The sequence below is a fragment of the Actinomadura decatromicini genome, from assembly GCF_008121305.1.
GTDB lineage: Bacteria > Actinomycetota > Actinomycetes > Streptosporangiales > Streptosporangiaceae > Spirillospora > Spirillospora syzygii.
The window spans coordinates 705,192-731,845 of the sequence record NZ_VSRQ01000001.1 but is presented as its reverse complement, the minus strand read 5'-3'; the positions used below and the strand labels follow the sequence as shown (position 1 = coordinate 731,845).

General features: G+C 72.7%; 25 protein-coding genes. 14 read left to right on the top strand and 11 right to left on the bottom strand.

The window, feature by feature from the left end:
* Nucleotides 1–7 precede the first annotated feature (7 nt).
* The 7 genes from FXF68_RS02860 to FXF68_RS02825 form a co-directional block, all read right to left on the bottom strand.
* Nucleotides 8–1,828 (bottom strand): serine/threonine-protein kinase, encoded by a 1,821-nt coding sequence (locus FXF68_RS02860; protein ID WP_148757322.1) that lies wholly within the window; start codon nt 1,826–1,828, stop codon nt 8–10.
* On the bottom strand, nt 1,758–3,311 hold the full coding sequence (locus tag FXF68_RS02855) for a B12-binding domain-containing radical SAM protein (protein WP_246178420.1): 1,554 nt from the start codon (nt 3,309–3,311) through the stop codon (nt 1,758–1,760). Before FXF68_RS02855 ends, FXF68_RS02860 begins: the two co-directional genes overlap by 71 nt.
* Nucleotides 3,312–3,820: 509 nt before the next feature.
* A complete protein-coding gene (locus FXF68_RS02845) occupies nt 3,821–4,801 on the bottom strand; it encodes an ABC transporter substrate-binding protein (RefSeq protein WP_148757320.1) in 981 nt (326 codons plus the stop codon).
* A 28-nt stretch (nt 4,802–4,829) separates the two neighbouring features.
* A complete protein-coding gene (locus tag FXF68_RS02840) occupies nt 4,830–5,177 on the bottom strand; it encodes a 4Fe-4S dicluster domain-containing protein (protein WP_148757319.1) in 348 nt (115 codons plus the stop codon).
* A complete protein-coding gene (locus FXF68_RS02835) occupies nt 5,174–6,775 on the bottom strand; it encodes an FAD-binding protein (protein ID WP_148757318.1) in 1,602 nt (533 codons plus the stop codon). Before FXF68_RS02835 ends, FXF68_RS02840 begins: the two co-directional genes overlap by 4 nt.
* Nucleotides 6,772–7,518, bottom strand: a complete 747-nt coding sequence (locus FXF68_RS02830) for an ABC transporter ATP-binding protein (protein WP_148757317.1) — start codon at nt 7,516–7,518, stop codon at nt 6,772–6,774. The genes FXF68_RS02835 and FXF68_RS02830 overlap by 4 nt, the downstream gene beginning before the upstream one ends.
* A gap of 150 nt (nt 7,519–7,668) precedes the next feature.
* Nucleotides 7,669–8,532: an ABC transporter permease gene (locus tag FXF68_RS02825; RefSeq protein WP_148757316.1), complete on the bottom strand. Its 864-nt coding sequence runs from the start codon at nt 8,530–8,532 to the stop codon at nt 7,669–7,671.
* A gap of 629 nt (nt 8,533–9,161) precedes the next feature.
* On the opposite strand from FXF68_RS02825, the gene FXF68_RS02820 reads away from it, so the two are divergent.
* From FXF68_RS02820 to FXF68_RS02805, 5 genes are read left to right on the top strand one after another with little or no spacing between them, the layout of a single operon-like run.
* The gene (locus FXF68_RS02820; RefSeq protein WP_148757315.1) at nt 9,162–10,595 is read left to right on the top strand and encodes a sulfatase family protein; all 1,434 of its coding nucleotides are present in this window, start codon (nt 9,162–9,164) and stop codon (nt 10,593–10,595) included.
* A gap of 46 nt (nt 10,596–10,641) precedes the next feature.
* The gene (locus FXF68_RS02815) at nt 10,642–12,345 is read left to right on the top strand and encodes an ABC transporter substrate-binding protein (RefSeq protein ID WP_148757314.1); all 1,704 of its coding nucleotides are present in this window, start codon (nt 10,642–10,644) and stop codon (nt 12,343–12,345) included.
* Nucleotides 12,346–12,355: 10 nt separating this feature from the next.
* Complete coding sequence (locus FXF68_RS02810; protein WP_148757313.1) at nt 12,356–13,309, top strand: ABC transporter permease; 954 nt, start codon at nt 12,356–12,358, stop codon at nt 13,307–13,309.
* Nucleotides 13,306–14,295, top strand: coding sequence for an ABC transporter permease (locus tag FXF68_RS42935; protein ID WP_067898384.1), 990 nt, complete (start codon nt 13,306–13,308; stop codon nt 14,293–14,295). The genes FXF68_RS02810 and FXF68_RS42935 overlap by 4 nt, the downstream gene beginning before the upstream one ends.
* Nucleotides 14,292–15,881, top strand: coding sequence for a dipeptide ABC transporter ATP-binding protein (locus FXF68_RS02805; RefSeq protein WP_222869782.1), 1,590 nt, complete (start codon nt 14,292–14,294; stop codon nt 15,879–15,881). Before FXF68_RS42935 ends, FXF68_RS02805 begins: the two co-directional genes overlap by 4 nt.
* On the opposite strand, the gene FXF68_RS02800 is transcribed toward FXF68_RS02805, so the two are convergent.
* The 3 genes from FXF68_RS02800 to FXF68_RS02790 form a co-directional block, all read right to left on the bottom strand.
* The gene (locus FXF68_RS02800; protein ID WP_148757311.1) at nt 15,878–16,372 is read right to left on the bottom strand and encodes a beta-class carbonic anhydrase; all 495 of its coding nucleotides are present in this window, start codon (nt 16,370–16,372) and stop codon (nt 15,878–15,880) included. The genes FXF68_RS02805 and FXF68_RS02800 overlap by 4 nt on opposite strands.
* 183 nt (nt 16,373–16,555) lie before the next feature.
* A complete protein-coding gene (locus FXF68_RS02795; protein WP_148757310.1) occupies nt 16,556–17,425 on the bottom strand; it encodes an LLM class flavin-dependent oxidoreductase in 870 nt (289 codons plus the stop codon).
* 12 nt (nt 17,426–17,437) lie between these two features.
* Nucleotides 17,438–18,079, bottom strand: coding sequence for a DsbA family oxidoreductase (locus FXF68_RS02790; RefSeq protein ID WP_148757309.1), 642 nt, complete (start codon nt 18,077–18,079; stop codon nt 17,438–17,440).
* Nucleotides 18,080–18,174: 95 nt separating this feature from the next.
* On the opposite strand from FXF68_RS02790, the gene FXF68_RS02785 reads away from it, so the two are divergent.
* On the top strand, nt 18,175–18,657 hold the full coding sequence (locus FXF68_RS02785) for a MarR family winged helix-turn-helix transcriptional regulator (protein WP_148757308.1): 483 nt from the start codon (nt 18,175–18,177) through the stop codon (nt 18,655–18,657).
* A gap of 7 nt (nt 18,658–18,664) precedes the next feature.
* Here the strand turns inward: FXF68_RS02785 and FXF68_RS02780 are convergent, their stop codons facing one another.
* Nucleotides 18,665–19,228, bottom strand: coding sequence for a VOC family protein (locus FXF68_RS02780; RefSeq protein ID WP_148757307.1), 564 nt, complete (start codon nt 19,226–19,228; stop codon nt 18,665–18,667).
* 89 nt (nt 19,229–19,317) lie between these two features.
* Here FXF68_RS02780 and FXF68_RS02775 point away from each other — a divergent pair, with 89 nt between their 5' ends.
* The 8 genes from FXF68_RS02775 (at nt 19,318) to FXF68_RS02740 (ending at nt 26,646) form a co-directional block, all read left to right on the top strand.
* Nucleotides 19,318–19,935: a TetR/AcrR family transcriptional regulator gene (locus tag FXF68_RS02775; RefSeq protein WP_222869781.1), complete on the top strand. Its 618-nt coding sequence runs from the start codon at nt 19,318–19,320 to the stop codon at nt 19,933–19,935.
* A 127-nt stretch (nt 19,936–20,062) separates the two neighbouring features.
* Complete coding sequence (locus FXF68_RS02770) at nt 20,063–21,187, top strand: alpha/beta hydrolase (protein WP_148757305.1); 1,125 nt, start codon at nt 20,063–20,065, stop codon at nt 21,185–21,187.
* A complete protein-coding gene (locus FXF68_RS02765) occupies nt 21,184–21,726 on the top strand; it encodes a DoxX family protein (protein WP_148757304.1) in 543 nt (180 codons plus the stop codon). The genes FXF68_RS02770 and FXF68_RS02765 overlap by 4 nt, the downstream gene beginning before the upstream one ends.
* 95 nt (nt 21,727–21,821) lie before the next feature.
* Nucleotides 21,822–23,078 carry an ABC transporter substrate-binding protein gene (locus FXF68_RS02760; protein WP_148757303.1) on the top strand — a complete coding sequence of 419 codons (1,257 nt, stop codon included), beginning with the start codon at nt 21,822–21,824 and terminating at the stop codon, nt 23,076–23,078.
* A 17-nt stretch (nt 23,079–23,095) separates the two neighbouring features.
* Nucleotides 23,096–23,971: a branched-chain amino acid ABC transporter permease gene (locus tag FXF68_RS02755; protein ID WP_148757302.1), complete on the top strand. Its 876-nt coding sequence runs from the start codon at nt 23,096–23,098 to the stop codon at nt 23,969–23,971.
* Nucleotides 23,971–25,074: a branched-chain amino acid ABC transporter permease gene (locus FXF68_RS02750; protein ID WP_148757301.1), complete on the top strand. Its 1,104-nt coding sequence runs from the start codon at nt 23,971–23,973 to the stop codon at nt 25,072–25,074. Before FXF68_RS02755 ends, FXF68_RS02750 begins: the two co-directional genes overlap by 1 nt.
* The gene (locus FXF68_RS02745; protein WP_148757300.1) at nt 25,067–25,876 is read left to right on the top strand and encodes an ABC transporter ATP-binding protein; all 810 of its coding nucleotides are present in this window, start codon (nt 25,067–25,069) and stop codon (nt 25,874–25,876) included. Before FXF68_RS02750 ends, FXF68_RS02745 begins: the two co-directional genes overlap by 8 nt.
* Nucleotides 25,873–26,646, top strand: coding sequence for an ABC transporter ATP-binding protein (locus tag FXF68_RS02740; protein ID WP_148757299.1), 774 nt, complete (start codon nt 25,873–25,875; stop codon nt 26,644–26,646). The genes FXF68_RS02745 and FXF68_RS02740 overlap by 4 nt, the downstream gene beginning before the upstream one ends.
* The last annotated feature ends 8 nt before the right edge of the window (nt 26,647–26,654 follow it).

Genomic DNA, 26,654 nt, shown 5'->3' with positions numbered 1-26,654 from the left:
GGCGGGTTCACGCGGGGAGCTGGGCGGCCGCCGCGTCGGCCAGGGTCGTCGCCATCGCGCACAGCTCCTTGACGGGCGGCTCGCCGCGCGCGACGAGGTACAGCAGCTCGACCGCCTCGTCGCCGTGCTGGTCGGAGTAGGTCCGGTGGACGACGCGGACCACGCACGTCCCGTCGCCGTCGCCCTTCGGCTGGACGAACGCGGGACGCCCCCGCAGCCGGGTGGGGTTCCCGTCGTCGGCGGCGGTGGGCGGCTGGCCGCGGTCGAAGAGCAGGTGGATGTCGATGTCGCGGGTGGTGCTCCCCCACTCGCAGCTCCAGCCGCCGAAACCGACGTCCGGCTCCGCCGCGTTGATTCCGGGGACGATGTCGAGCGCGCCCGGCCCGAGCATCGCGCAGGCGTTCCGGTGCGCCAGCGACCGCGCCGGATACGGCGGCGACCGCCGCGCGAGCGGGCCGCGGTTCAGCGCCGCGACCGCGCGGACGGCGGCGGTCTCGGCGATGGGGCAGAGCGCGACGGGACGGCCCTCCGTCTGGTGCGCGTCGACCAGGATGGTGGTGCCGGAGTCCGGGGGAGGCAGGACGAGGATCCGGCCGCAGAAGTCGTCCTCGGCGCGGTCCTCGACGACGCGGACGCGCCCGATCGTCCGCGCCGGTCCGGCCGTCTCCGGCCCGCCGCCCGTGTCGAGGTCGAACTTGACGTCGACCTCGCCGTCGCCGCCGGTGGACACGAGGACGTCGCACCGGTCGAAGTTGCCGTAGTCGTTGTCGAGCTCCGTCCCGCCGTACCTGCGGAGCGCGGACGGGTCGGTCAGCGCGCACGGGTCGGCGGTGCGCGGGTCGCCGATCAGCGACACCGGCTTCGGTCTCGGCTTCGCCGGGGCCGTGCCGCCGGACGACGGGACCACGATCGCGAGCGCGACCCCTAACGCGACGACCGCGCCCGCCGCCGAGACGGCCACCGGGTGCCGCCGCGCGAACGCCACCGGACGGCGCCACGGCTGGGTGGTCCGGACCTCGGCGGACGAGTCGTCCTCGGTCGGGGCGGCGTAGCCGGGGCGCTCCGGCTCGGCCGTGCCCGCCACCTCCTCCAGCAGCCGCCGCGCCTCGGCGGGGTCGGGCCGGCCGCCCGGCTCGGGCCGCAGCAGCGCCGCGACGACCCCGGCGAGCGGCCCGAGGTCGGCGCCGCGCGCCGCCGGGTCGCCGGGCGGCGCGCCGGTGACCAGCGCCTGGACGGTCGCGCCGAGCGAGAACACGTCCGACGCCGGTTCGGGACGGCCGCGCACGACCTCGGGCGCGGCGTAGGCGGGCGTGTGGCTGACCGACCCGTTCCGCGTGATCGTCTCCCGGCCGCCGAACCGGTAGGCGGCGCCCAAGTCGGTGAGCTTGGCCGTCCCGTCGTCGGTGACGACGATGTTGCCCGGCTTGACGTCGCAGTGCACGATGCCCTCGGCGTGCAGGGCCGACAGCGCCGACGCGATCTGCGCGCCGACGCGGGCCGCGGTCTCCGGCCGCATCGGGGGCCAGGCGTCCAGGCTGCCGCCGGGCACGTACTCAAGGACGAGCCACGAGGTGTCCTCGTCGTCGGTGCGCACCCGGACGGCGTCGTACAGCGTGACCACGTGCGGATGGCTGAACCGCGCCAGCGCGCGGGCCTCCGACCGCAGCCGGTCGAACGCGCCGGGCCCGGCGCCGTCCAGCCTCGCCCGCTTCAACACCACGCGGCGCCCGAGTTCGGGGTCGTCGGCGAGCCAGACCTCACCCGTCCCCCCGCGGATGGGCCCCTTGATCAGCCGGTACCGGCCGCCGACCTCCGCTCCGAGACGCACCGCGACTCCTCTCACCCGGCGACCCACTCGGCGATCCACCCGGCGACGCCCAGCGCCGCGCGCGGCCCAACCTACTGCGTGACGGCGCGGACACACACCGTCCTTCGGGAATGGAATCGGCCGTTCGCGCGGGACGCGCGCCGAATCCCGAGAGGACCGCCTCCAGGATCGGCAGCGCGCGGCCCGCCCTTTTCGCGCGGATGACCAGGTCCCAGGCGGGTTCGAATTTCTTCCACCCGCCGGCGTAGGCGGCGTGCCTGGCCTTTCCGCGCAGCGTCGGCTTGGTGGCGGCGCCGCGCAGGATCGACCCCCACCGGTAGAAGTCGCGGTAGGCGCGTTGGTAGCCGTCCTCCAACTGCTGGGGGGTCATCTTCGCGGGCTTGAACACGACGGTCCGGGTGTCGTAGCTGGACCAGTCGGAATGGAGGAGGCGGCCCGCCTTCGCCATGCGGTCGTAGAGCCGCGTGCCGGGGTAGGGCGTGAGGATGTGGAAGGTGGCCGTCTCGATTCCCCGGCCGACCGCCCATTCCACGGTGCGGTCGAAGACGCCGGGGTCGTCCTCGTCCATCCCGAAGACGAAGCTGCCGTTGACCATAACGCCGTTGTCGTGCAGCCGGCGGACGACCGCGTCGTAGTCGCGGTCGATGTTCTGCCATTTCCGCTGCTCCGTCAGATTGGCGGCGTTGACCGTCTCGAAACCGACGAACAAACTGCGGAGCCCTGATTCGACGGCCTTTTCGAGGAGGCCGGGGCGGAGCACCGCCTGCACCGTTCCCGCGGCCTGCCAGAGCCGTCCCATCCCGCGCATCCCGTCGAACAGCGCGGACGCGAACCTGGCGTTGCCGAACAGGTGGTCGTCCAGGAAGTACAGGTGCCGTCCGGGCAGCCGGTCGATCTCGGCGAGCGCGGCGTCGACGGTCTGCGTGTAGAACGACTTCCCGCCCTCGAAGAACGCCTCCTTGTAGCAGAAGTCGCACACGTGCGGGCAGCCGCGCGACACGACGATCGAGTTCGGCACGAGGTACCGCTCGCGGGCGATCAGGTCGCGGCGGATCGGCGGCAGCGCGGCGAGCGTCCGCTCCGTCGACTCGTACCGCGGCGCCGGGCGCCCGGCGCGGAAGTCGGCGAGGAACCGCGGCCAGGTGTCCTCGCCCGGCCCGAGGAAGACGGTGTCGGCGTGCGCGGACGCCTCGTTCGGGAGCGAGGTGACGTGCAGCCCGCCCAGGCAGACGTAGGCTCCGCGGGCGCGATAGAGGTCGGCGAGCTCGTAGGAGCGCCGCGCCGAGGTGATGTAGACCTGGATCACCACGAGGTCGGGCTCGTCGGAGGTGTCGACCCGCTGCACGTGCTCGTCGGTCAGCGTCACCTCGTCGTCCGGGTCGAGGTAGCCGGCGAGCGTGGCGAGGCCGAGCGGCGGGAACAGCGAATACTTGATCGGCCGGAAGAACGGCGAGGTCGCCTCGGTCAGGGCCGGGAGGATCATCTTCACGCGCATGCTCCATTGGACGCCGCCGGGCGTCCGAGCAGGCGTCCGTCCTGTGCGGATAGTGTGCGGATACCGTGTCGGTTGCCCGCAATTCACTCGTCCTAGAATGAGTTTGTGACCTACGAACTCCTGATCGTCGAAGACGATTTCGACTCGGTTCGGACTTGGTCGCCGTGCTCGGCGCGCACGGATACACCACGGCCCTGACCGCGAACGGGGTCAGGGCGGTGCGGCCCCGCGAGTTCGACCTGCTCCAGCTGCGGAGACGGGCGGCGGCGATCTCCAGGGCCTCGTCCCAGCCGATCCGGACGAGGCCGCCGCGCCCGCGCGCCGACTGGTACCGGGCGCGTGCGGGTGGCGCACCCGCGTGGGCGAGTAGGTGTACCAGGAGAACGAGGCCCCGCGGGGGCACCCGCGGGGCTCGTCCAAAACGCGCTCCTCCGGTGAGCCACGACGATCACAGGAAGAAATTTCACGCGCCTCAAGTCAATGGGTTTTGCCCAACGCTAACCCTGGCGTGCTCCGGCCTGCGGGGCGAACCACGAGTCGAGCGTGAAGTCCTTGCGGACGAGTTTCTGCTCGACGAGGAACGCCTTCGTCCCGTTGAGGAGCTTCAGGCCTTCCGGAGTGAACGGCGCGTCCGGAAGTTGCTCCTTCAAGGTCGTCTTGACGCTGATGTCGGGCGCGTAGCCGCCGGTGCGCGCGACGAACGCGGTGTAGGCGGGCCAGTTCGCCTTCGCGACGGCGGCGGCCTTCGTCTCCGCCCGCTGCCACACCTTCACGATGTCCTTGTGCCCGGCCAGGTACTTCTCCGTGACCACGGTGGCGGACGTGCCGAGCAGGTCCGGGTGGTCGCGGGAGGCGACGTCGATCGACCGGTAGCCCTTCTTCTCCTCGGCCGCCTGGTCGGCGGAGACCAGGCCGCCCGCGTCGATCGAGTTCTTCTCCAGCGCCGCGATGATCGCGGGCGTGTACATGTGGATGATCTGCTTCGGCTTCACCCCCGCCTGCTGGAGCGCGCCGAGCAGGTAGCGGTGGATGTACGAGCCGGTCTGCACGCCGATCCGCTTGCCCTCAAGGTCCTTGAGGGACGCAGGCCCGCCGTCCTTCTTCGCGACGATCGCGGCGTCCAGCCGGACCGAGTTCAGCGAGACGAGCCGGGTCGGCAGCCCCTGGCCCCGGCCGATGATCGCCGGGGTGTCCCCGTACATGCCGATGTCGAGGGATCCGCCCGCGAGCGCCTGGTTCAGGTCGGGGCCGTTCTGGAACGTCGCGACCTGGATCTTGCCGATCCCGGCCGCCTTCAGCTCGGGCAGCAGCTCCCCGCGCTCGTCGAGGAATCCGACGGCGCGGGTGAGCTTGTTGCCGACGCCCGAGCCGATCACGCCGACGCGCAGCGTCGCGGAGTCCCCGCCGCCCGCGGACGAGCCGCACGCCGTCGCGGCCAGGACGATCAGGCCGGCGGTCAGGACCCGGGTGATTTTCACGGTGGTGCCTTTCTCGAAGGGGGTTCTCTCAGGAGGTGAGGGGCGCGCGGGCGGCCCGGTCCAGGGACGGGCCGATCGCGAGCTTGGCGCCGGGGACGCGGCCCCGGCCCCAGCCGATCTGCTTGCGGTAGCTGCCGAGCAGGCCGTCCGCGGCGAGTTCCGCCTCGTCCGGCTTCTCGGGCAGCGGATGCGAGCGCGGGTCGACGAACAGGGCGTCGACCGGGCAGTACGCCTCGCACATGAAGCAGGTCTGGCAGTCGCTCTGCCGGTCGATCACCGGGATGCCGTCGGCGCCCCGGTCGAACACGTTCGTCGGGCAGACCTCGATGCACTTGTCGCAGGCGATGCAGCGCTCCCGCGAGACGATCTCGATCACGAGGCCACCGCCAATGCCTCCGCCCGCGCCGCGGGGGCCGCCTCGGCGGTCTCCGGGCGGGTCCAGACGTCGTCGAGGCCGCCGGTGACGAGGCGGTGGTGCTGCGCCGGGTCCTGGTCGGGCAGGTCCTGGCGCTTGTGCATGCCGCGCGTCTCCGTCCGGGCGAGGGCGGCGGTGTACATCCAGCGGGCGTGCGCGGTCATCGCGGCGGCCGACCGCGCCCGGACCGTCCCGGCGCCGTCCTCGACGAGCGATTCGCGCAGGTCGCGCCAGGTCCCGTCGAGGGACTCCAGGGCGGGCGCGAGGCGGTCGCCGTGCCGCAGCAGGTTCTTCTCGTACGGCAGCACCTCCGCCTGGACGGCGGCCACGTACTCCGCGTGCCCGCCGGCCGGACGCCCGGCCGGGCGGATGCCCGCCTCGCCGAGCGGCCGCACGGAGCGGCGTCCGGCCCGTCCGCCGAGCGCCGCCGCGTGCCGCGCCGCGCCCTGCCCGGCCCACGTCCCGGACGACATCGCCCACGCCGAGTTGTGGCTGCCGCCGCCGGTGAACCCGCCGCAGATCAGCTCGCGGGTCGCGGCGTCGCCCGCCGCGAACAGGCCGGGGACGGTCGTCGAGCAGTCCGGCCCGGTGATCCGGATGCCGCCGGTGCCGCGCACGGTCCCCTCCGCGAGCAGCGTCACCGGGAACAGGTCGTGGAACGGGTCGATGCCCTGCCGGTCGAACGGGAGGAAGAAGTTCGCCTGCGCGAGCCGCATCGCGAGCTGCTCCTCCGGCGTCGCCCGGTCGATGCGGCACAGGACGGGCTCGGTGAGCAGCGTCCGCGCGATGACCGACCGGCCGCGCTGGCTGCCCGCGCCCTCCAGGACCGTCCCGTCCGCGTGGTAGAAGGTGGCGAACGAGTAGAACGCCGTCTTCGTCACGGACGTGAACGCCGGGGCGATCGCGTAGGCGTTGGAGAACTCCATCCCCGACAGCTCGGCGCCCGCCTCGGCGGCGAACAGCGCGCCGTCGCCGGTGTTGACGTCGCAGCCGAGCGCCTTGCTGAGGAACGCGCAGCCGCCCGTCGCTAGCACCACCGCACCGGCTTTGACCTGGAACGGGCGGTCGTCGCGCAGGTGGTGCCCGGCCGCTCCCGCGACGGCGCCCGAGCCGTCCGCGAGCAGCTCGGTGATCGGGCTGTGGTCGAGGACGCGCACGCCCGCGCGGCGCACCCGCACGCGCATCCGCCGCATGTACTCGGGCCCTTGCAGGCCGCGCCGGATCTGGCGTCCGTCCGCGTCCACCGGGAACGGGTACTTGGAGACCTCGGCCAGCTCGTTCATGTTCGCGTACGTCTGGTCGAGGACGCGGGCCATCCAGTCCCGGTCGGCGAGGTAGCCGCCGAGCCCCTCCCGGCTGGCCATCGCCTTCTCCCGGGCCTCCGGCTCCGGCTCGACGTACCAGACGCCGGTGCCGCCGGACGCGGTCGCGCCGCTCGTCCCGAGGTAGCCCTTGTCGGCGAGGACGACGCTCGCGCCCGCCTCCGCCGCCTTGATCGCGGCCCACGCACCCGCGGGCCCGCCTCCCGCGACGAGAACATCGGTGGTCAGATCGGTCATCGTGCCTCCTTGGCAGTAACGGTTCGGGCCGTTGCGACGGCGCGGACGCCGAGCCCGTCGAGCAGGTCGCGCCGCAGCGCGATGAACCGGGGGTCGTCCAGCGACCGGGGCCGGGGAAGGTCGACGACGTACTCCCGCGCGATCCGGCCGTCCGCGAGCAGCAGCGCGCGGTCGGCGAGCAGGAGCGCCTCCTCGACGTCGTGGGTGACGAGCAGGACGGCGGGCCGGTGCTCGGCCCACAGGTCGGCGACGAGCGCCTGGGCGGTGAGCCGGGTCAGCGCGTCCAGCGCGCCGAACGGCTCGTCGAGCAGCAGCAGGTCGGGCGTCCGGACGAGGGCGCGGGCGAGCGCGACCCGCTGCGACTCGCCGCCCGACAGGGTGAGCGGCCAGGCGTCCGCGTGCGCCGTGAGGCCGACCTCGCCGAGCGCCGCCTCGGCGCGTTTGCGCAGGTCCCGGCCTTGCAGTCCGAGGACGACGTTGTTCCACACCCGGCTCCACGGGAGCAGCCGGTGCTCCTGGTAGACGACGGCGCGCTTGTCCGGGACGTCGATCTCGCCGCCGCCCTCGCCGTCCAGCCCGGCGAGCGCCCGCAGCAGCGTGCTCTTGCCCGAGCCGCTCGCGCCGAGCAGCGCGACGAACTCGCCGGGCGCGATGTCGAGGTCCACGCCGTCCAGGACAGCCCGCTCCCCGAACACCCGCCGCAACCCGCGAACCCGCACCTCGTTCCGCACCGCCGTGGTCATCGCGTCCTGCCCTTCTGGGGGAGGCCCCCCAGACCCCCGAGCCGACGGCCCGAAGATCCTCGCTTCGCTGCGGTCATCGGGCCCTGCCCTTCTGGGGGACGACCCCCAGACCTCCGAGCCGGTGGCCCGAAGATCCTCGCTTCGCTGCGGTCATCGGGCCACCAGTCCCCTCCGCCAGGCCAGGGCGCGGCGTTCGATGAGGCGGACGAGCAGGTCCGTCGACACGCCGAGCAGGGCGTAGACGACGAGCACCACGAAGACCGTGTCCATCTGGAGGAACTGGGTGGCCTGGTTGATGACGAAGCCGATCCCGCTGGCGGTCGCGGACTGCTCGACGACGACGAGCGTCAGCCACGCGACGCCGAGCGACAGCCGCAGCCCGACGAGGATCTGCGGCAGCGCCCCGGGCAGGACGACCTTCCGCACCAGCCCGATCCGCCCGAGGCCGCAGGTGCGCGCGGACTCGACGAGCCGCTCGTCCACGCCCCTGATCCCGTGGAACACGTTGATGTAGAGCGGGAACACGACGCCGACAGCGATCAGCCCGACCTTGGACGTCTCGCCGATCCCGAACCAGATGATGAACAGCGGGACGAGCGCCAGGTGCGGCAGCATCCGGACGGCCTGGACGGGCGCGTCGATGACGTCCTCGCTGATCCGGAACAGCCCGGACAGCAGGCCGAGCACCAGCCCGAGCGGCAGCCCGATCGCGAGCCCCTTCAGCACGCGCAGCAGCGAGACGCCGAGGTTCTCGAACAGCTCGCCGGACGACGCCATCTCCCAGCCGCGCACGGCGACGTCGCTGAGCGGCGGCGTCGTGCTGCCGAGCCAGCCCGCGCGGGCGGAGAGCTCCCACAGCGCGAGGACGGCGACCAGCCCGCTGATCTTGCGCGCCCGGCGCAGCAGCCCGAGCGCGGCGGCCAGCGCGGCGGCCGGGCGCGGCCGCGCGGCGGGCGCCGGGCCGGCGAGGTCGGGGAGGGCGGAACGGGGCGGGTCGAGCAGGTCGGCGGACATGCGTCACCTCCGGAGGTACGAGGGAAGAAGGGCAGGGGTCGTCCGGCAAAGGGCGTCGTCCGGCAAAGGGCGGCGTCGTCCGGCAAGGGGCAGGGTCGTCCGGCAGGTGTCGTCCGGCGGGCGAAGTCGTCCGGCGGGCAGGGATCGTCCGGCAGGGCAGGGTCGTCCGGCGCCGATGCCGGGTGACGGGGGGATGGGCGGCCGGTCAGCGGCCGCGAGCTGCGGAGGTGCGGGTCAACAGGACGCGCTGCACACGCGAAGCAGGTCGATGTGGCGCCTCGCCACCAGTGCCGCCGTCGCGTTCATGTGCTCCAGGATGCACACCGGACCGGCCGCTGTGAAGCCCCCGGAAAAGCCCGCTCGACCTGCGGAGACGTCCATGGCGGCGGACAAAGCATGTAAAACCTACCGATTTACCAGGGAATATGTCCTTTGTGGGCACCGCACGCGGATGAGTTCGAAGGTTACACAGATCACACTGTCCGGAAACCCTGATGTGGACGTTCTGTAATGCGCCCCGAACGGAGTGTCCGCGTCCTGACCTGGGCTCGACCTGGGTATGGACGAAGACCGCCAGGTTCCATACTATTCCAGTCGGATTTAGTTGATTTTGAGCGAGAGGCACGCGGATGGCGGACGGACGCGGGGCGCAGGGCGGCGGGCTGAGCAGGCGGGAACTGGCCGGGGCCGGGGCGGCGGTCGCGGGCGGGCTCGCCGCGAGCGCGGCGCTGCCCGGCGGGACGGCCGAGGCGGCGACGGCCAAGGCGGCGGAGCGGGAGTTCCGGGCCGCGCCCGGCGGGCGGCGTCCGGCGCGCCCGAACGTCCTGGTCATCCTCGGCGACGACCTCGGCTGGGCGGACCTCAGCAGCTACGGCTCACCGAACATCCGGACGCCCAACCTGGACCGCCTCGCCCGCCAGGGCCTGCGCTTCACCCAGGCGTACTCCGCCGCCGCCGTCTGCTCGCCCACCCGTTTCGCGCTCTACACCGGCCGCTACCCGGGACGCCTGCGCGGCGGCCTGGAGGAGCCGATCGCGCGGCCCGACGAGCTCGTCGGCATCCCGCCCGCGCACCCGACGCTGGCGTCCCTGCTGAAGTCCGCCGGATACGAGACCGCCATGTTCGGCAAGTGGCACTGCGGCTTCCTGCCCTGGTACAGCCCGGTGAAGTCCGGCTGGGACACCTTCTTCGGCAACCTGTCCGGCGCCGTGGACTACTACTCCAAGGTCTCGGGTACCACCGCCGACCTCTACGAGGGCGAGGTGCCGGTCGAGTCGCTCGACTACTACACCGACACGATCGCCGACCGCGCCGCCGAGTTCGTCCGGCGCGACCACGGCCGCCCGTGGCTGCTGAACCTCAACTTCACCGCGCCGCACTGGCCGTGGGAGGCGCCCGGCGACCGGGACGTCAGCGCCCGCATCACCGCGCGGGCCAAGGCGGGCGACTCCCGCGCGCTCTGGCACGACGACGGCGGCTCGCTCGACACCTACCGCAAGATGGTCGAGGCCCTGGACGCCGGGATCGGCCGCGTCCTCGCGGCGCTGCGCGCGAGCGGTCAGGAGAAGAACACGATCGTCCTGTTCAGCAGCGACAACGGCGGCGAGCGCTGGTCGTACCAGTGGCCGCTGTCGGGCGGGAAGGGCGGGCTGAACGAGGGCGGCATCCGCGTCCCGAACATCCTGCGCTGGCCCGCCGCGATCCGCGGCGGCCAGGTCAGCCACGTGCCCGTCATCACCCACGACTGGACGGCGACGCTGCTGGAGGCCGTGGGCGTGAAGCCGGGCACCGCGCATCCGCTCGACGGCCGCAGCCTCCTGCCGTACCTCCTCGACGGCGCCCGCCCGCCGAAGCACGACCTGTTCTGGCGGACGAAGCAGGAGCGCGCCCTGCGCCGCGGCGACTGGAAGTACCTGCGCACCGCGTCCGGCGAGACGCTCCACAACCTCGCCGACGACCCGCGCGAGCGCGCCAACCTCGCGGCCCACAACCCCGGCCTGTTCGCCGAGCTGCGCTCGGCCTGGGAGAAGGTCGCCGCCGAACTGCTGCCCTACCCGTCCTGACCTGTCCTGATCGTCCAGAAATAAGACCGGAGAAGAGGCTCCCCCCATGGTGAAGAGAACGGTCGTCCTGCTCGGCGCCGCGACGCTCGCGATCGCGGCGGGCGCGGCGGCGTGCGGCGGCGGATCGGACGGCGGCGGAACGTCCGCGTTCGACCCCGGGACGTGCCAGGGCGGCACGCTCACCGTCCTCAACCAGGGCGGCCTGGACGAGTTCGACCCCGCCCGCCTCTACACGTCGGGCGGCGGCGCGCTGCCGACCCTCGTCTACCGGACGCTGACCACCCGCCAGCGCGTCGCGGGCGAGGCGGGGACGAAGCCCGTCCCCGACCTCGCCACCGACCTCGGCACGCCCAGCGACAACGCCAAGACCTGGAAGTTCACGCTGAAGGACGGCCTGCGGTTCGACGACGGCACGCCCATCACGTCCGCCGACGTCAAGTACGGCATCGAGCGCTCGTTCTCGCCCGACCTGCCCGGCGGCGCCCCCTACCTGCACGACTGGCTGGTCGGCGGCGGCGCCTACAAGGGCCCCTACAAGGGCGGCGGCGAGCTGAAGTCGATCGAGACGCCCGACCCGAAGACGATCGTGTTCAAGCTGCGGCAGCCGCACGGCGACTTCTCCTACCTGGCGACCGCGACCCAGTTCGCCCCGGTGCCGAAGGCCAAGGACACGGGTACCAAGTACAAGAACGCGCCCGTCTCCAGCGGCCCGTACAGGGTCGACAAGTACGAGCCGGGCCGGAAGCTGATCCTCACCCGCAACCCGCACTGGTCGCGGACGGTCGACAACCAGCGCCTCGCCTGCCCCGACCGCATCGAGGTCACCTCGGGCCTCGACAAGACGGTCATCAACCAGCGGCTGGTGAGCGGGGCGGGCGCGGATGCCAAGGCGATCACCACGGACACGACCGTCGGCCCCGAGCAGCTCGCGCAGCTCGGCAGCGACCCGAACCTCGCGAAGCGCGTCGCGCGCGGCGTCTTCGGCGAGACGAAGTACCTCGCGTTCGACGCGACGAAGAAGCCGTTCGACGACCCGCGGGTGCGGCAGGCGTTCGCGTACGCGATCAACCGGCAGTCGGTCGTCAACGCGGTCGGCGGCAGCGCGCTCGCCACCCCCGCGACGACGTTCCTGCCCGAGGGCAAGGCGTTCGGCCAGCAGCCGTACGACCATTTCCCAGCGGGTCAGACGGGCAATCCGGGCAAGGCGAAGGAGCTGCTCGCACAGGTCGGGCACGCGAACGGCCTGACGGTCGAGCTGGCCTTCCCGAACTCCGACGCCGACGGCTACGGCCCCAAGGTCGCCGCCGCCGTGCAGGACGCGCTCAAGCAGGCGGGCGTCACCGTCAAGCAGAAGCCGCTCGGCGAGGAGGACTACCGGACGGTCATCGGCAAGCCCGCGACCCAGCCGCCGCTCACCCTCCAGTCGTGGGGCGCGGACTGGCCGGCCGGCGGCCCGTTCCTCATCCCGATCTTCGACGGGCGGCAGATCCTCCGCGACGGCGGCAACTTCAACCTCGCGCAGCTCGACGACCCGGCCGTCAACAAGGAGATCGACGCGATCAACGAGCTGACCGACCCGGCCCAGGCCGCGCCGCGCTGGGGCGCGCTGGACGCCGAGATCGGCAAGAAGGCGCTGATCGTCCCGCTGTACCACCCGAAGGCCGTCGCGCTGTACGGAAAGGACGTGAAGAACGCCTACGTCGACCAATGGCGCGGCTGGTACGACGTGGCCGCGGTCTCGGTGAAGTGACCCTCCGGCCGTGACGGTGCTGGAGACGGACGTCGCCCCCGGGGCGGAGCCGGTTCGGGACGCTCCGCCCCGGGGACGGCAGGTGTGGCGGCGGCTGCGCGCGGACCGTCCCGCGCTGGCCGGGCTCGCGACCGTCGTCCTGATGGTCGCGGTCGCGCTCGCCGCGCCGCTGCTGTGCGCGATCGAAGGGCAGGACCCGACGACGTTCCACAGCGACCTGCTCGACTCGGCGCGCGGCGGCGTGCCGCACGGCTCGTTCGGCGGCGTCAGCGCCGACCACTGGCTCGGCGTCGAACCCGCCACCGGCCGGGACGTGTTCGCGCGCGTCGTGCACGGCGCCCGCGTCTCGCTCGGCGTCGCGCTGGGCGCGACCGTGCTGGAGCTGCTGGTCGGCATCGCGGTCGGGCTCGGCGCCGGGTTCGGCGGACGCCGGGCCGACGCCGTCCTCAGCCGGTTGATCGAGCTGTCGCTGGCGTTCCCGTCGTTCCTGCTGGCGCTGGCGCTGATGGCGATCGTCCCGCAGTCGATGCCGCGCCCGCTCCTGCTCGCCTGCGTCATCACGGCGGTGAGCTGGGGGAACGTCGCGCGCGTCACGCGCAGCCAGGCGCTGTCGCTGCGCGGCCGCGACTACGTGGACGCGGCCCGGCTGAGCGGCGCGCGGCCGAGCCGGATCGCCGTCCGGGAGGTGCTGCCGGGGCTGACCGCGCCGCTGCTCGTGCTCGCCGCGCTCAAGGTGCCGCTCAACATGGTCAGCGAGGCCGGGCTGTCGTTCCTCGGCGCGGGCGTGCGGCCGCCGACGCCGTCCTGGGGGCAGATGCTCTCCACGGCGACGACCTGGTTCAGGGCCGACCCGACGTATGTGATCGTCCCGGGCGGGCTGCTGTTCCTGACGCTGCTGGCCTGCACCGTCCTCGCCGAAGGGGTGCGCCGGGCGATGGACCCGCGGTGGGGCGGCCGGTCATGATCTGGTTCCTGCTGCGCAGGGTGGGCGCCGCCGTCGTCGTCCTGCTCGCGCTGTCCGCGATCGTGTACGCGCTGTTCTACCTGACGCCCGGCGACCCGTCCGTGCTCGCCTGCGGACGCGGCTGCAACGCCGAGCGCCTCGCGCAGACTCAGCAGAAACTCGGCCTGGACGATCCCATCTACGTCCAGTACTGGCATTTCCTCGAAGGTCTCGTCGCGGGCCGCGACTACTCGGCGGGCCCGGACGTCGACCACTGCGCCGCGCCGTGCCTCGGCTACTCCTTCCAGACCGACCGGCCCGTCACCGCGATGCTGATGGAACGGCTGCCCGTGTCGGCGTCCCTCGCCTTCGGCGCGGAGGCGATGGCGCTGCTGCTCGGCGTCTCGGCGGGGCTGCTGTCCGCGCTCCGCCGGGGACGTCCGGCCGAGCGGATCCTGACCGGCGTGACCCTGCTCGGATACTCGACGCCCGTCTTCCTCATCGGGCTCGTCCTGCTGCTGGTGTTCTGCGCGTATCTGCAATGGCTGCCGTTCCCGGCGTACGTGCCGCTGACGCAGAACCCGGGGGAGTGGGCGCGGAACCTCGTCCTGCCGTGGCTCGCGCTCGCCCTCATCCAGGCGGCGGTCTACGCGCGCATCACCCGCGCGGGCGCGCTGGAGACCCTCGTCGAGGACCACATCCGCACCTTCCGCGCCTACGGGCTGCGGGAGCGCCAGGTGATCGGACGGCACGCGCTGCGCGGCGCGCTGGCCCCGCTCGTCACCCTCACCGCCGTGGAGGTCGCGCAGGTCATGACGGCCGCCGTGCTCACCGAGACGATGTTCGGGCTGCCCGGCGTCGGCAAGCTCACCGTCGAGTCGGTCAACTCGGTCGACCTGCCGGTCGTGGTCGGCGTGACCGTCCTCGCGGGGACGGTCGTCGTCCTCGCCAACACCGTCGCCGACCTGCTGCACGCGGCGGCCGACCCGCGGGCGAGGCCGGCGTGAGCGCCGTCCTGCGGGTGCGCGACCTGCGCGTGTCGTACGGCGGGTTCGAGGCAGTCAAGGGCGTCTCGTTCGACCTCGAGCCGGGCCGCGCGCTCGGCGTCGTCGGTGAGTCGGGCTCCGGCAAGACCACCCTCGCCGCGTCGCTGCTCCGGCTGACCGAGGGCGCGGACGTCACCGGCGAGATCACCGTCGCCGGGACCGACGTCCTCACCGCCCCGGAGCCGGAGCTGCGGCGGCTGCGCGGCGGCCGGATCGCGATGGTCTTCCAGGACCCGCTGTCGTCCCTCGACCCGTACCTGCGCGTCGGCGACCAGATCGCGGAGGTCTACCGGGTGCACACGGGCGCGTCCCGCAAGGCGGCGCGGGCCAAGGCGGTCGAGGTGCTCGACCGGGTCGGCGTCCCGGACGCCGAGCGCCGCGCCCGCGCCCACCCGCACGAGTTCTCCGGCGGGATGCGCCAGCGCGCGCTGATCGCGATGGCGCTCGCGCTGGAACCGCGCGTCCTCGTCGCGGACGAGCCGACGACCGCGCTCGACGTGACCGTCCAGGCGCAGATCCTCGCCCTGCTGAACGACCTGCGCGCCGAGACCGGGATGGCGCTGCTGCTGGTCAGCCACGACTTCGGGGTGATCGCCGGAAGCGCCGACGAGGTGCTGGTGCTGCACGAGGGCGAGGCGGTCGAGCACGGCCCGGTGGGCGAGGTGCTCCGCGAGCCGAAGGCCCCCTACACGCGCGAGCTGCTGGCGGCGGTGCCGAGGATCGACGCGCCGCGCCCGTCGCGTCCGTCGCGTCGCGGCGAGCCGCTGCTGCGCGTGACGGACCTGCGGCGCGACTTCGTGTCCGGGCCGCCGCTGCGCCGCCGGACGATCCCGGCCGTGGACGGCGTCACCTTCGACGTCCGGCGCGGCGAGACCCTGGGCGTCGTGGGCGAGTCGGGCTCGGGCAAGAGCACCCTGGCGCGGCTGGTCGTGCGGCTGCTGGAACCGACGTCCGGCCGGATCGAGTTCGACGGGCACGACCTGTCCGGCATGCCGGAGCGGCGGCTGCGGCGCCTCCGCCGCGACCTCCAGATGGTCTTCCAGGACCCGGGTTCGTCGCTGAACCCGCGCCGCCCGGTGGGGGAGAGCGTCGCCGACCCGCTGCGCGTCCAGGGCGAGCCCGCCCCGGCGAAGGCCGCCCGCGCGCTGCTCGCCCGCGTCGGGCTGGACCCGGCGCGCTACGACGACCACCCGCACGAGTTCTCCGGCGGCCAGCGGCAGCGGATCGGGATCGCCCGCGCGCTGGCGCTGCGCCCGCGCCTGCTGGTCTGCGACGAGCCGGTCACGGCCCTCGACGTCTCGACGCAGGCCGCGATCCTGACGCTGCTCGCCGACCTGCAGGACGAACTCGACCTCACGCTGATCTTCGTCTCGCACGACCTGGCGGTCGTCCGCCAGGTCAGCGACCGGGTCGCGGTCATGCGGGACGGCCGGATCGTCGAACTGGCCGACACGGACACGGTCTTCGACTCCCCGGCGCACGCCTACACGCGGAGCCTGCTGAAGGCCGTGCCCGTGCTGGATCCGGCGGCCGTCCGCGGCCCCTAGGGAAGGACTTCGCGGAGGCGGCCGGTCTTCACGTCGTAGACGAAGCCCCTCACCTGGTCGGTGTGCGGGATGAACCGGTCGGCCTTGATCCGCGCGATGGACTGGCGGACGTCGGTGTCGAGGTCGTCGAACGCCTCCGCCGCCCAGTCGGGCTTCACGCCGGTCTCCTCCTGGATCTGCTGCCGGAACCCGTCGTCGGTGAACGTCAGCATGCCGCAGTCGGTGTGGTGGATCAGGATGATCTCGGTCGTGCCGAGCAGCCGCTGGCTGATCGCGAGGCTGCGCCGCTCGTCGGCGGTCACGACGCCGCCCGCGTTCCGGATGACGTGCGCGTCGCCCTCGCTCAGGCCGAGCAGGCCGTAGGGGTTGAGACGCGCGTCCATGCAGGCCAGCACGGCGACGCCCTTCGCCGGGGGCAGCGGCAGGTCGCCCTTGTCGTGCTCGGCCGCGTAGCGCTCGGCGTTGGCGAGCAGTTCGTCGGTGACGCTCATCGTTCGACCTCCAGGGCTCGGGCATCGGCGCCTGACCTCGAATATAGCTAATTGCCTACCTGATTAGTAGGTAATGGGTCACGGTCTGTCGCGGGGAATTCAGTCGGGCACCTACGCCGAGGCCGAGCAGGGCAGCGACTTCCTCCTGGACGGCCTCGACGCCTACCTGCGGACGTCGGCCGCCTAGCCGCCGAGCTCGGTGGAGAGCGCGTCCGCCAGGAGGTCCACCTGGGCCGGGTCGGGGTCGTTGCCGGTGAAGACCAGCTCGTCGCAGCCCGCCCGGCGGAAGTCGGCGACGGCCTCGCGGACCTGCTCGGGCGTGGTCAGCGCGGTGGCGATCCCGTGCTCGGCCCACTCGGCCCCGGCGAAGGCGTAGTAGGGCCCGATCGCGTCGGCCACCGCGGCGCGGGCGTTCGGGCCGAGCGCGAACATCGCCGAGACGACGACCTTCGGGGCGCCGGTCCGTCCGGCGGCGTCCCAGGCTTCGCGGAGCCGCGGGGTGAACTCGGCGACGTCCTCCACGGAGCTGGTCCCGGCGACCCAGCCGGAACCACGGGCGGCGATGCGGTCGAGGGTCGCGGCCGACGTCCCGCCGAACAGCAGTTCCGGGCCGCCGGGCGTGGCGGGGGCCAGGCCGGTGCGGGTGTCGTCGCGTCCGGCCGCCTCCAGCTCGTCGAGCAGGGCGGTGAACTGCTTGCCGCGCGTCGCGTAGTCGACGCCGCTCTCGGTGAAGTCGTCCCGGCGGAACCCGGCGACGAGCCCGAGCCGCAGCCGGTGCGGCCCCGCGAGCCGGTCCAGCGTGATCGCGGACTTGGCGAACAGCAGGTGGTTGGTGCGCAGCGGGGCCAGCACGACGCTGGTCAGCAGCTTGATCCGGGACGTCGCCCCGGCCGCGGCCGCCAGCGCGGTGAGCGGCTCGGGCGTCGGCCACAGCAGCCGGTCGCTGGTCGCGAGACCGGCGAAGCCGCGCGCCTCCGCGCGGCGCGCCCACTCGATGAGAAGGCGGCCGTCCGTCCAGGGGCCGTGGCCGGGGAGGCCGATGCCGATGTCCATGCGTGAACCTTCCTAGGGGCGGGACGGCGCGTGCAGCGCGTCCGAGAAGAGCTGCCGGAGGACGGGCGAGGGCTGCACGCCCGGCACCGGCCGCCCGCCGTCGATCACCAGTGACGGCACCCCGGTGACGCCCGACTGGGCGGCCCGCCGCTCGTCCGCCCTGACGTCGTCGGCATGGGCGTCACCGGCCAGGACGTCGCGGACCTCGGCCGCGTCCAGCCCGGCCTCCGCGCCCAGCCGCTCCAGGACGCCGTGGTCCGCGATGTTCGCGCCCTCGGAGTGGTAGGCGAGCAGGAGCCGCTCCGCCGTCGCGTCGCCCAGGTCGCGGGCGTATCCGAACCGGATCAGCCGGTGCGCGTCGAAGGTGCTCACCGGCCGGGCGCGGTGCAGGTCGAGGTCCAGCCCCTCGGCGGCGCCGAGCCGCCGGATGCGGTCGATCCGGGACGGCGCCTCCGCCCCCCACCACGACGGGTCGGCCATCTGCGCGGCGGCGCTCCGGCCGGGGACGCGCGGCAGGTCGGGGCCGAGCTCGAAGGCGCGCCACCGGACCTCCACCGCCTCCCGGCCATCGAGCCCTTCGAGCGCGGCGGCGAGCCGCCGCTTCCCGATGTAGCACCACGGGCAGAGCACGTCGGCGTACACGTCGATCCGCACGCTCACTCCAACAGTTGACACGTGAATCATTGACCCGTGCACGATATGCGCGAGACGATTCACACGTCAACCGTTGCCGACTAAACTCCGGGGGCATGACGACCGAGTCCGCGCGAGCGACGGAGGACCAGCTCACCGCCTGGCGCGCGCTGTACCGCGCCGACTCGCTGCTGTTCGCGCACCTCAACAACCTGCTTCGGGACAAGGCCGGGATGACCTACTTCGAGCGCGAGGTGCTCGGGGCGCTGGAGCGGGCGGGCGGGCGGCTGCGGATGGCCGCGCTCGCCGAGGAGCTGATGATCTCCCGCAGCGGCGCGACGCGGCTGGTCACGAAGCTGGAGAGCAAGAACGGGTGGGTGCGGCGCAGCCTGTCCGAGTCCGACCGGCGGGCGACCTGGGCGGAGTTGGCCCCGGCCGGGCGGCGGGCGCTCGAAGCGTCCCACCCGGTGGTCGACGCCGTCGTCGCGACGTACTTCGCCGACCACGTGAGCCCCGCCGACCTGCGCCGGGTGGCCGACGCGCTCAACCGGCTCGCCGACGCCAACCCCGGCACGTCGGACTTCGACTGCGGGCTGTGACCCGGGCTCAGGAGACGGGCGCGCGCCGGTCGGCGGCGGTGCGCGGCGCGTGCCGGACGTCCTCCGGCGTGAACTCGCGCAGCCAGCACGCGAACTCCAGCAGGATGCCGTCCGGATCCTGGAAGTAGAACGAGCGGACGTAGACGCCGGGGTGCATGTGCTCGGCGACCTGCGTCTCGCTGTCGTCGTGGTTGACGATCGGCGCGACCTTGACGCCCCGCGCCTTCAGCCGCGCCCGGTACTCCTCGAACTTGTCGGCCGGGACGTCGAACGCCACGTGGTTGAGGGAGCCGATCGCGCTGATCCACTCGCCGAAGCCGGGGACGGCCACCGGCGCGGCGACGCCGGGCGCGGCCGCGGGGGAGTCGGGGAACCAGAAGAACGCGAGCGAGTTGCCGCCGCCCGCGTCGAAGAAGAAGTGCTGGCCCATGCCGTCCGGCAGGTCGATGGTCTTGATCAGCGGCAGGCCGAGGACGCCGCCGTAGAAGTCGACGGTGCGCCGCATGTCCGAGCAGACCAGCGCGACGTGGTTGAAACCGCGGACGCGGAAGACCGGCTCCTCGTTGCCCATGATCAGCTCCTCGGGGGTTCGGGGATAATATTCGATGCTAACATCAGATTCATATCTGCCCCGCGATGTTAGGTTCAGGTGTGGAGAAGGTGCAGACCCCCCGTCCGACGCAGCGCGGGCGCAAGACGCTCGCCGCCATCGAGGCCGCGGCCCGCCGCATCATCGCCCGCAAGGGCTTCCTCTCGATGACGGTCGCGGACATAGCGCAGGAGGCCGGGCGCTCGCCCGCCTCCTTCTACAACTACTACGACTCCAAGGAGGACCTGCTCGCCCACTGGGCGGACGACTTCCGCGCGGAGGCCAAGGGGCGCGCCCTCGCCGCGTACAAGCACGGGGTCCCGCACCGCGAGCGCGTCCAGGAGTCGGCGCGCGCCCACTGGGAGACCTACCGCGAGCGGCTCGCCGAGATGGTCGGCGTCTTCCAGCTCGCCATGATCAACGAGGAGTTCGCCGGGCACTGGCGGGAGCTGTGCGACGACGCCGTGCAGAGCATCGCGGACGGCGTCCGCCGCGCGCAGCGCGAGGGCTACTGCCCCGGCGCCGACCCCGAGCTCACCGCCCGCGCGATCGTCGCGATGCTCAACCAGTTCTGCTACGACCTCCTCGCCGGAGTGGGGGAGGACGCCGACATCGACGACGAGGCGGCCGTCCGCACCCTCGCCGAGATCTGGTACCGCGCGATCTACTGGCGCGCCGACGAGGACTGAGCACGCCCTTTACGCCGGGTCGTCGCGGACGGCTCGGCTTTGATCTCCCCAGGTCGACGTATGGACATCCCCTTGACCGGCGGCTAGGGTCCGAATCCGACGTCAGATTTATGTATGGGAGATCACCATGGCGGTGGAGCGCATCTTCGTCGGCCTCGACTCGCCCACGGCCGCCCGCGCCGGCGCCGGGGGACACCCGTGTCAGGGGGTGTACCACCGCCCGGCCGGCCGGTCCCCGAAGATCGCGTTGATCGCGACGCACTACTCGGTCGACTTCTCCGAGCACTACCTCGCCGACTTCGTCGCGGAGCGCGGGCTCGGGTTCCTCGGCTGGAACACGCGGTTCCGGGGGGCCGAGAGCCATTTCCTGCTCGACCACGCGCTCGTCGACATCGGCCGGGGCGTCCGGTGGCTGCTGGAGGAGGCGGGTGTCGAGCACGTCGTCCTGCTGGGCAACTCGGGCGGCGGGTCGCTGATGGCGGCCTACCAGTCGCAGGCCACGGAGCCGAACGTCACGCCGCTGGACGGGATGCGTCCCGCGCGCGGGGCGGACGACCTCCCGGCGGCGTCCGCGTACATCTCGACGGCGGCGCACCTGGGGCGTCCCGAGGTGCTCACGGCCTGGATGGACCCGTCGGTCGTGGACGAGTCCGACCCCACCTCGACCGACCCGTCGCTGAGCCTGTTCGACCCCGGCAACCCGGCGCCCTACTCGGACGAGTTCCTCACCCGCTACCGCGAGGCGCAGACGGCACGCAACCACCGCATCACGCGCTGGGTGAAGGACGAACTCGTCCGGCTCCAGGAGGCGGGCTTCCGCGACCGCATGTTCAACGTCCACCGCACCTGGGCCGACCCCCGCATGGTGGACGCCACCATCGAGCCCACCAAGCGCAAGCCCAACTCCTGCTACGCCGGTGACCCGGCCCGTGCCAACGCGTCCGTCTTCGGCATCGCGGCCAGTTGCACCCTCCGGACCTGGCTCAACCTCTGGAGTCTGGACGATTCCCAGACCCGCGCTACGCCGCACCTCGCCCGCATCAAGGAACCGTCCCTCGTCGTGAACGCCGACATGGACACCGGCGTCTTCCCCAGCGACGCCGAAGCGATCCTGAACGCTCTCGGCTCCGCGGACAAGGAGTCCCACGTCATCGAGGCCGACCACTACTTCCGTCGCGAGGGAGACGACGACGCGGCCCGCGCCGAGCTGGCCGACCTGGTCGTCGCCTGGACGACGGCGCGCCTGGCATGACCGGCACGTCGGCCGATCTCGGGCTGCTCGCGCTCCGGCTCGTCTTCGGGCTGTACCTCGCCGGTCACGGGCTCCAGAAGTTCGGCCTGCTCGGTGGGCCGGGGCTGACCGCGACCTCACAGGCGTTCGAGAGGGGCGGGTTCCGTCCGGGACGTCCCATGGCGGCCGTCGCCGCGATCCTGGAGACCGGGTGCGGGCTGGCGCTGGCCGCCGGGCTCGCCACCCCCGCCGCCGCGGCGACCGCCGTCGGCGTGATGCTCGTGGCCTGCTCGCTGCACGTCCCGAACGGGCTGTGGGAGAGCCGGAAGGGCGTCGAGCTGCCGGTCCTGTTCGCGGCCGCCGCCCTCGGCCTGCTCTTCACCGGGCCCGGACGCGTCTCCGCCGACCATCTCGCCGGGATCGGCGCGCTCGATCTCCGCGTGACGTTCCTCCTGCTGGCCGTGGTCGTCGTCGGCGTCGCCGCGACCCTGGCCCGGCGCGCCGCGCACCAGCGCGCCGCCGCCGCCGGATCCCGCGAAGAGCGTCCGGCCAACTCTTGACACTGACCTCAGATTCATAAAAGCTAAGCGAACCTGAGGTCAGCATCACATTCCACCTCCCTGGCAGCCTTCAGCGCGATTGACGAGGTACCGCCTTGAAAACACGATTCGCCTGCATCTCCGTGGTGGTCGCCGCCGCGCTCGTCGGCGGCTGCGCCAACGCGGGCACGTCCACGAGCAAGGACGGCGTGCGGGTCGACGCCGGAGTCACCGACGACCAGATCAAGATCGGCCTCTTCAACGGCTACACCGGGCCCGTCGCCGCCGGGGCCATCGCGGGCGCCGCGGGCTTCGACGCCCGGCTCGCGAAGGCGAACGCGGCGGGCGGCGTCTGCGGGCGCAAGCTCACCTCGGTCCGCGCCGACACCAAGTACGACCCGGCCGTCGCCGTCCAGGCGTACCGCGCGAACGTCAAGGACATCGTCATGATCGGGCAGCTGCTCGGCGCGACGAGCATCTACGGGCTGAGCCAGCAGATCGCCCGCGACGACATCGCCACGCTCGCCGCGACCAGCGCCGCCGAGGTGATCAAGCTGGAGAACGTCTACCTGTTCACCACCCCGTTCCCGATGTACGTGATCAACGGGCTGGACTGGGCGAAGAAGGAGCAGGCCGGGTCGGACGGCAAGCTCAAGGTCGGCGTCATCTACCAGGACGACGCCTTCGGCCAGGAGGGCCGCAACGCCGTCCGGTTCGTCGCGAAGAACGACCCGGACATCAAGGTCGTCGCGGAGGCCGGGTACGACGTCAAGGCCGAGGACTTCACCGCCCAGGTCCTGAAGATGAAGAAGGCGGGCGCGGAGAGCGTCTGGATCCACGGCATCGCCTCGAAGACCGCGCCGATCCTCAGTCAGGCGTCCCAGCTCGACTTCGCGCCGCAGTGGCTGACGGTCGACTCCGGGTACGAGTCGAGCCTCGCGCCGCAGCTCGGCCGCCTCCTCGACAAGCTGCACGTGGTGACGAGCAGCGTCCTCTACACCGAGAACGTCCCGGCGATGGCCGAGGTGAAGCAGAACGTCGAGAAGGTCGCGCCCGGCACCAAGCCGGACCAGCTCGTCATCGCGGGCTGGGTCGACGCCTCCGTCGCGGTCGCCGCGCTGGAGAAGGCGTGCAAGGAGAAGGACCTCACGCAGAAGGGCGTGGTGGCCGCCATGTCCGGGCTGACCGTCACGACGGACGGGCTCAGCCCCGACCTCAAGTACGGGACGGGCGACGCCGACAGCCGCATCCCGTCCCGCGAGACCCGGGTCAACAAGATCGACGTGAAGAGCGGGGTGCCGGCGCCGGTCACCGGCTTCGGCACGACCGACCTCGCCGCCCGGTGGAAGCTCGCCGACGGCGCACAGAGCTGACGGGCATCGAGACGATCATGGACAACCTCCTCCAGCTCACCTTCCAGGGCATGGCACTCGGGTGCGTGTACGCGCTGATCGGCCTGGGCTTCGTCATGGTGTTCAAGAGCTCCGGCGTGTTCAACTTCGCGCACCCGGTGTTCGTGATGATCAGCGCGTACATCGTCGCGGCGCTCGTCCCGCACGGGTTCGGCTGGGGCGTCCTGGTCGCGCTCGTGTGCATGGCCGCGCTCGCGATCGTGTGCGAGAAGATCATCCTGCGGCGGCTCGCCGGACGCTCCCTGTACGTCGTGATCATGGCGACGCTCGGCCTGTCGGTGATGGGCCAGGCGGTGGTAGCGATGGCGTGGGGCGTCAACCCGCGCGGGTCCACCGAGGGGCCGATGGGACGCGGCGTCCTGCACGTCGGCGGCGTCGCCCTCCCCTGGACGGGCGTTTGGATCATCACCGTGTCGCTCGTCCTGCTGGCGGTGCTCTGGTTGTTCTTCCAGAAGACCCGCTACGGCCTCGCGCTGCGCGCCGCCGCCGACCACCACGAGGCGGCCCTCGCGCAGGGCATCAACATGCGCTGGGTCCAGACGATCTCCTGGGGGATCGCCGGGGTGCTGGCGGTCGCCGCCGGGGTGTTCCTCGGCGCGTTCCCGCGCCGCGTCTCCCCGGACATGGTCGACACCGCGCTCGGCGCGTTGCCCGCGCTCGTCATCGGCGGGTTCGGCTCGCTCGCGGGCGCGGTCGTCGGCGGGATGAGCGTCGGGCTGCTGCTCGTGCTCGGCTCCGGCTACCTCGCCGAGTACGGGGGCGTGCACGTCGTCCTGCCGTACGTGGCGATGCTGCTGGTGCTGACGCTGCGGCCGTCCGGGCTGTTCGGGCACCACGAGGCGGAGCGGATCTGATGGCGTCGGTCGTGAACGCGCCTCCGGGCGAGGGCGTCGTCTCCGCGCCGGGTCCGGCCCGGTCCGGGTGGACGTCCCGCGCCGCGCACGTCGTCGTGATCGTCGCGCTGCTGGCCGTCCCGCTGGTCAGCACGCCGCAGTGGCAGGCGATCGCCGTGTTCGCGGCGGTGTCCGCGATCGCCGCGCTCGGGCTGCACGTCCTGACCGGGCTCGCCGGGCAGGTGTCGCTCGGGCACTCCGCGTTCGTCGCGGCGGGCGGCTACACCGCGATCTGGCTGGGCGCCGACAAGGGCCTGCCGATCTGGCTGTGGCTGCCCGCGGCGGGCCTCGTCAGCGCGGCGGTGGGGCTGCTCGTCGTGCCGTTCGCGGCGCGGCTGCGCGGGCTGTACCTCGCGGTCGTCACGCTCGCGGTCCTGTTCGTCGCCGAGTACCTGTGGGACGTCTGGGAGGGCGTCACCGGCGGCACGAAGGGGCGCGCCGCGCAGCCGACCGTCCTGTTCGGCCACGACCTGCTGGACGACGTGATCGCGGGCCCGTTCATGCTGACCGGCGACCAGCAGTTCTTCTACCTGGCCTGCGCCGTCCTCGCGGTCGCGGCGATCGCGGCCCGCAACCTGAGCCGGACGCGGACCGGCCGCGGCTTCGCGGCGATCCGCGACCGCGACCTGACGGCGGGCGTCGTCGGCGTCCCGGTCGCGCGGATGAAGAGCGCCGCGTTCGCGGTCGCGGCCGGCTACGCGGGGATCGCCGGGGCGCTGCTCGTCTCGTACCAGACGTACGCGATCCCCGACCAGTGGGACCTGATGCTGTCGGTCGAGTACCTCGCCATGATCATCATCGGCGGCGTCGGATCGCTGCGCGGGGCGATCGCGGGCGCGGTGTTCGTGACCGCGATCCCGCAGGTGGTGACGCTGATCGCCAAGGTCGTTCCGGGGATCTCGACGACGCCGTCGGCGGGCGGCGGGGTGTCGGTGGACGTCCTCGCCAACTGCCTGTACGGGCTCGCCGTCGTCGCGGTGCTGGTCTTCGAGCCGCGCGGGCTCGCCGGGATCTCCGAGCGGGTCGTCGCGGCGGTGCGCCGGAAGGGGCGGTCGCATGCCTGAGAAGGACGCTTCGGCGACGGCGGCGAGCCTCGCCGTCGAGGGGCTCACCGTGGGGTACCGGACGGGCGGCGTCGTCCTGTCGGACGTGTCGCTGACGGTGCCCGCCGGGCAGATCGTCGCGCTGGTCGGGCCGAACGGCGCCGGGAAGACCTCGCTGCTGCGCGCGGTGTCCGGCCTGCTCAAGGCCCACCAGGGCGTGATCCACAAGGGCCGGGTCACGCTGGACGGCGAGGCCGTCACGGGCGCGGACGCTCCGGCCGTCGTCCGGCGCGGCGTCGCGCAGGTGCTCGAAGGACGGCAGGTGTTCCCGAACCTCACCGTCCGGGAGAACCTGCTGACCGGCGCGCACACCCTGCGCCGCGACGACGCGCGGCGGCACGCGACGTTCGAGGAGATCCTCGACCTGTTCGGCGTCCTGCGGCGGCGGCTCGGGCAGCGGGCCGGGTTCCTGTCCGGCGGCGAGCAGCAGATGCTCGCGATCGGGCGGGCGCTGATGACGCAGCCGCGCCTCCTCGTCCTGGACGAGCCGAGCCTCGGCCTCGCGCCCCGCATCGTGGAGGAGATCAGCCGGGTCGTCCAGGCGATCAACGCGAAGGGCACCACGGTCCTGCTGGTCGAGCAGAACGCGCTGCTGGCGTTCCGGATCGCCGAGTACGGCCACGTGCTGGAGGGCGGGCGCGTCATGTTCGGCGGCCCGGCCGCCGAGCTGGCCGGGGACGAGCGCGTCGCCCACTACTACCTGGGCGGCCAGGACATGAGCGGCCGCCGCGCCCGGCGGACGGCGGAGAGGACGGGCCGATGACCGCCACCACGGTCCTCGAACTCGCGGACGTCACCCTGAACTTCAGCGGGGTCAGGTCCCTGGACGGCGTCTCCCTCGATGTCCGCGAGGGGGAGGTGTTCGGGATCATCGGGCCGAACGGCGCGGGCAAGTCGTCCCTGTTCAACTGCGTGTCGGGCGTCTACCGGCCGCAGCAGGGGTCGATCCGGCACCGCGGCCGGGAGATCCGCGGCGCGCGGCCGGACCGCATCAACGCCCTCGGCATCGGCCGGACGTTCCAGAACGTCGAGTCCTTCCCCACCATGACCGTGCTCGACAGCGTGCTGCTCGGGCGCATCGGCAAGCAGCGCGTGGGCGTCCTGCGCGGCATGCTCTGGTACGGCTGGGCCGCGCGCGAGGAACGCGAGAGCCGGGCGAAGGCCGAGGAAGTGCTGGAGATGTTCGGCCTAAGCGCGCTCCGCGACACGCGGGTGGGAGAGCTGCCCGGCGGGACGCAGCGCCAGGTCGAACTGTGCCGGGCACTGGCCGCCGAACCCGATGTGCTCCTGCTGGACGAGCCCGTCGCCGGAATGACGCACGACGAGGTCGAATCGATGGTGTCCGCCATTCTCGACGCCAATGAGCGGCTCGGTCTCACGGTGGTGCTGATCGAGCACAACATGGGCGTGGTCATGGACATCTGCGACCGGATCGCCGTCCTCGACTTCGGACGGCTCGTCGCGGTGGGAACGCCCGCCGAGATCGGCGCGAATCCCGACGTCCTCGCCGCCTATCTCGGCAGCGGCGCGTGAGACACGAA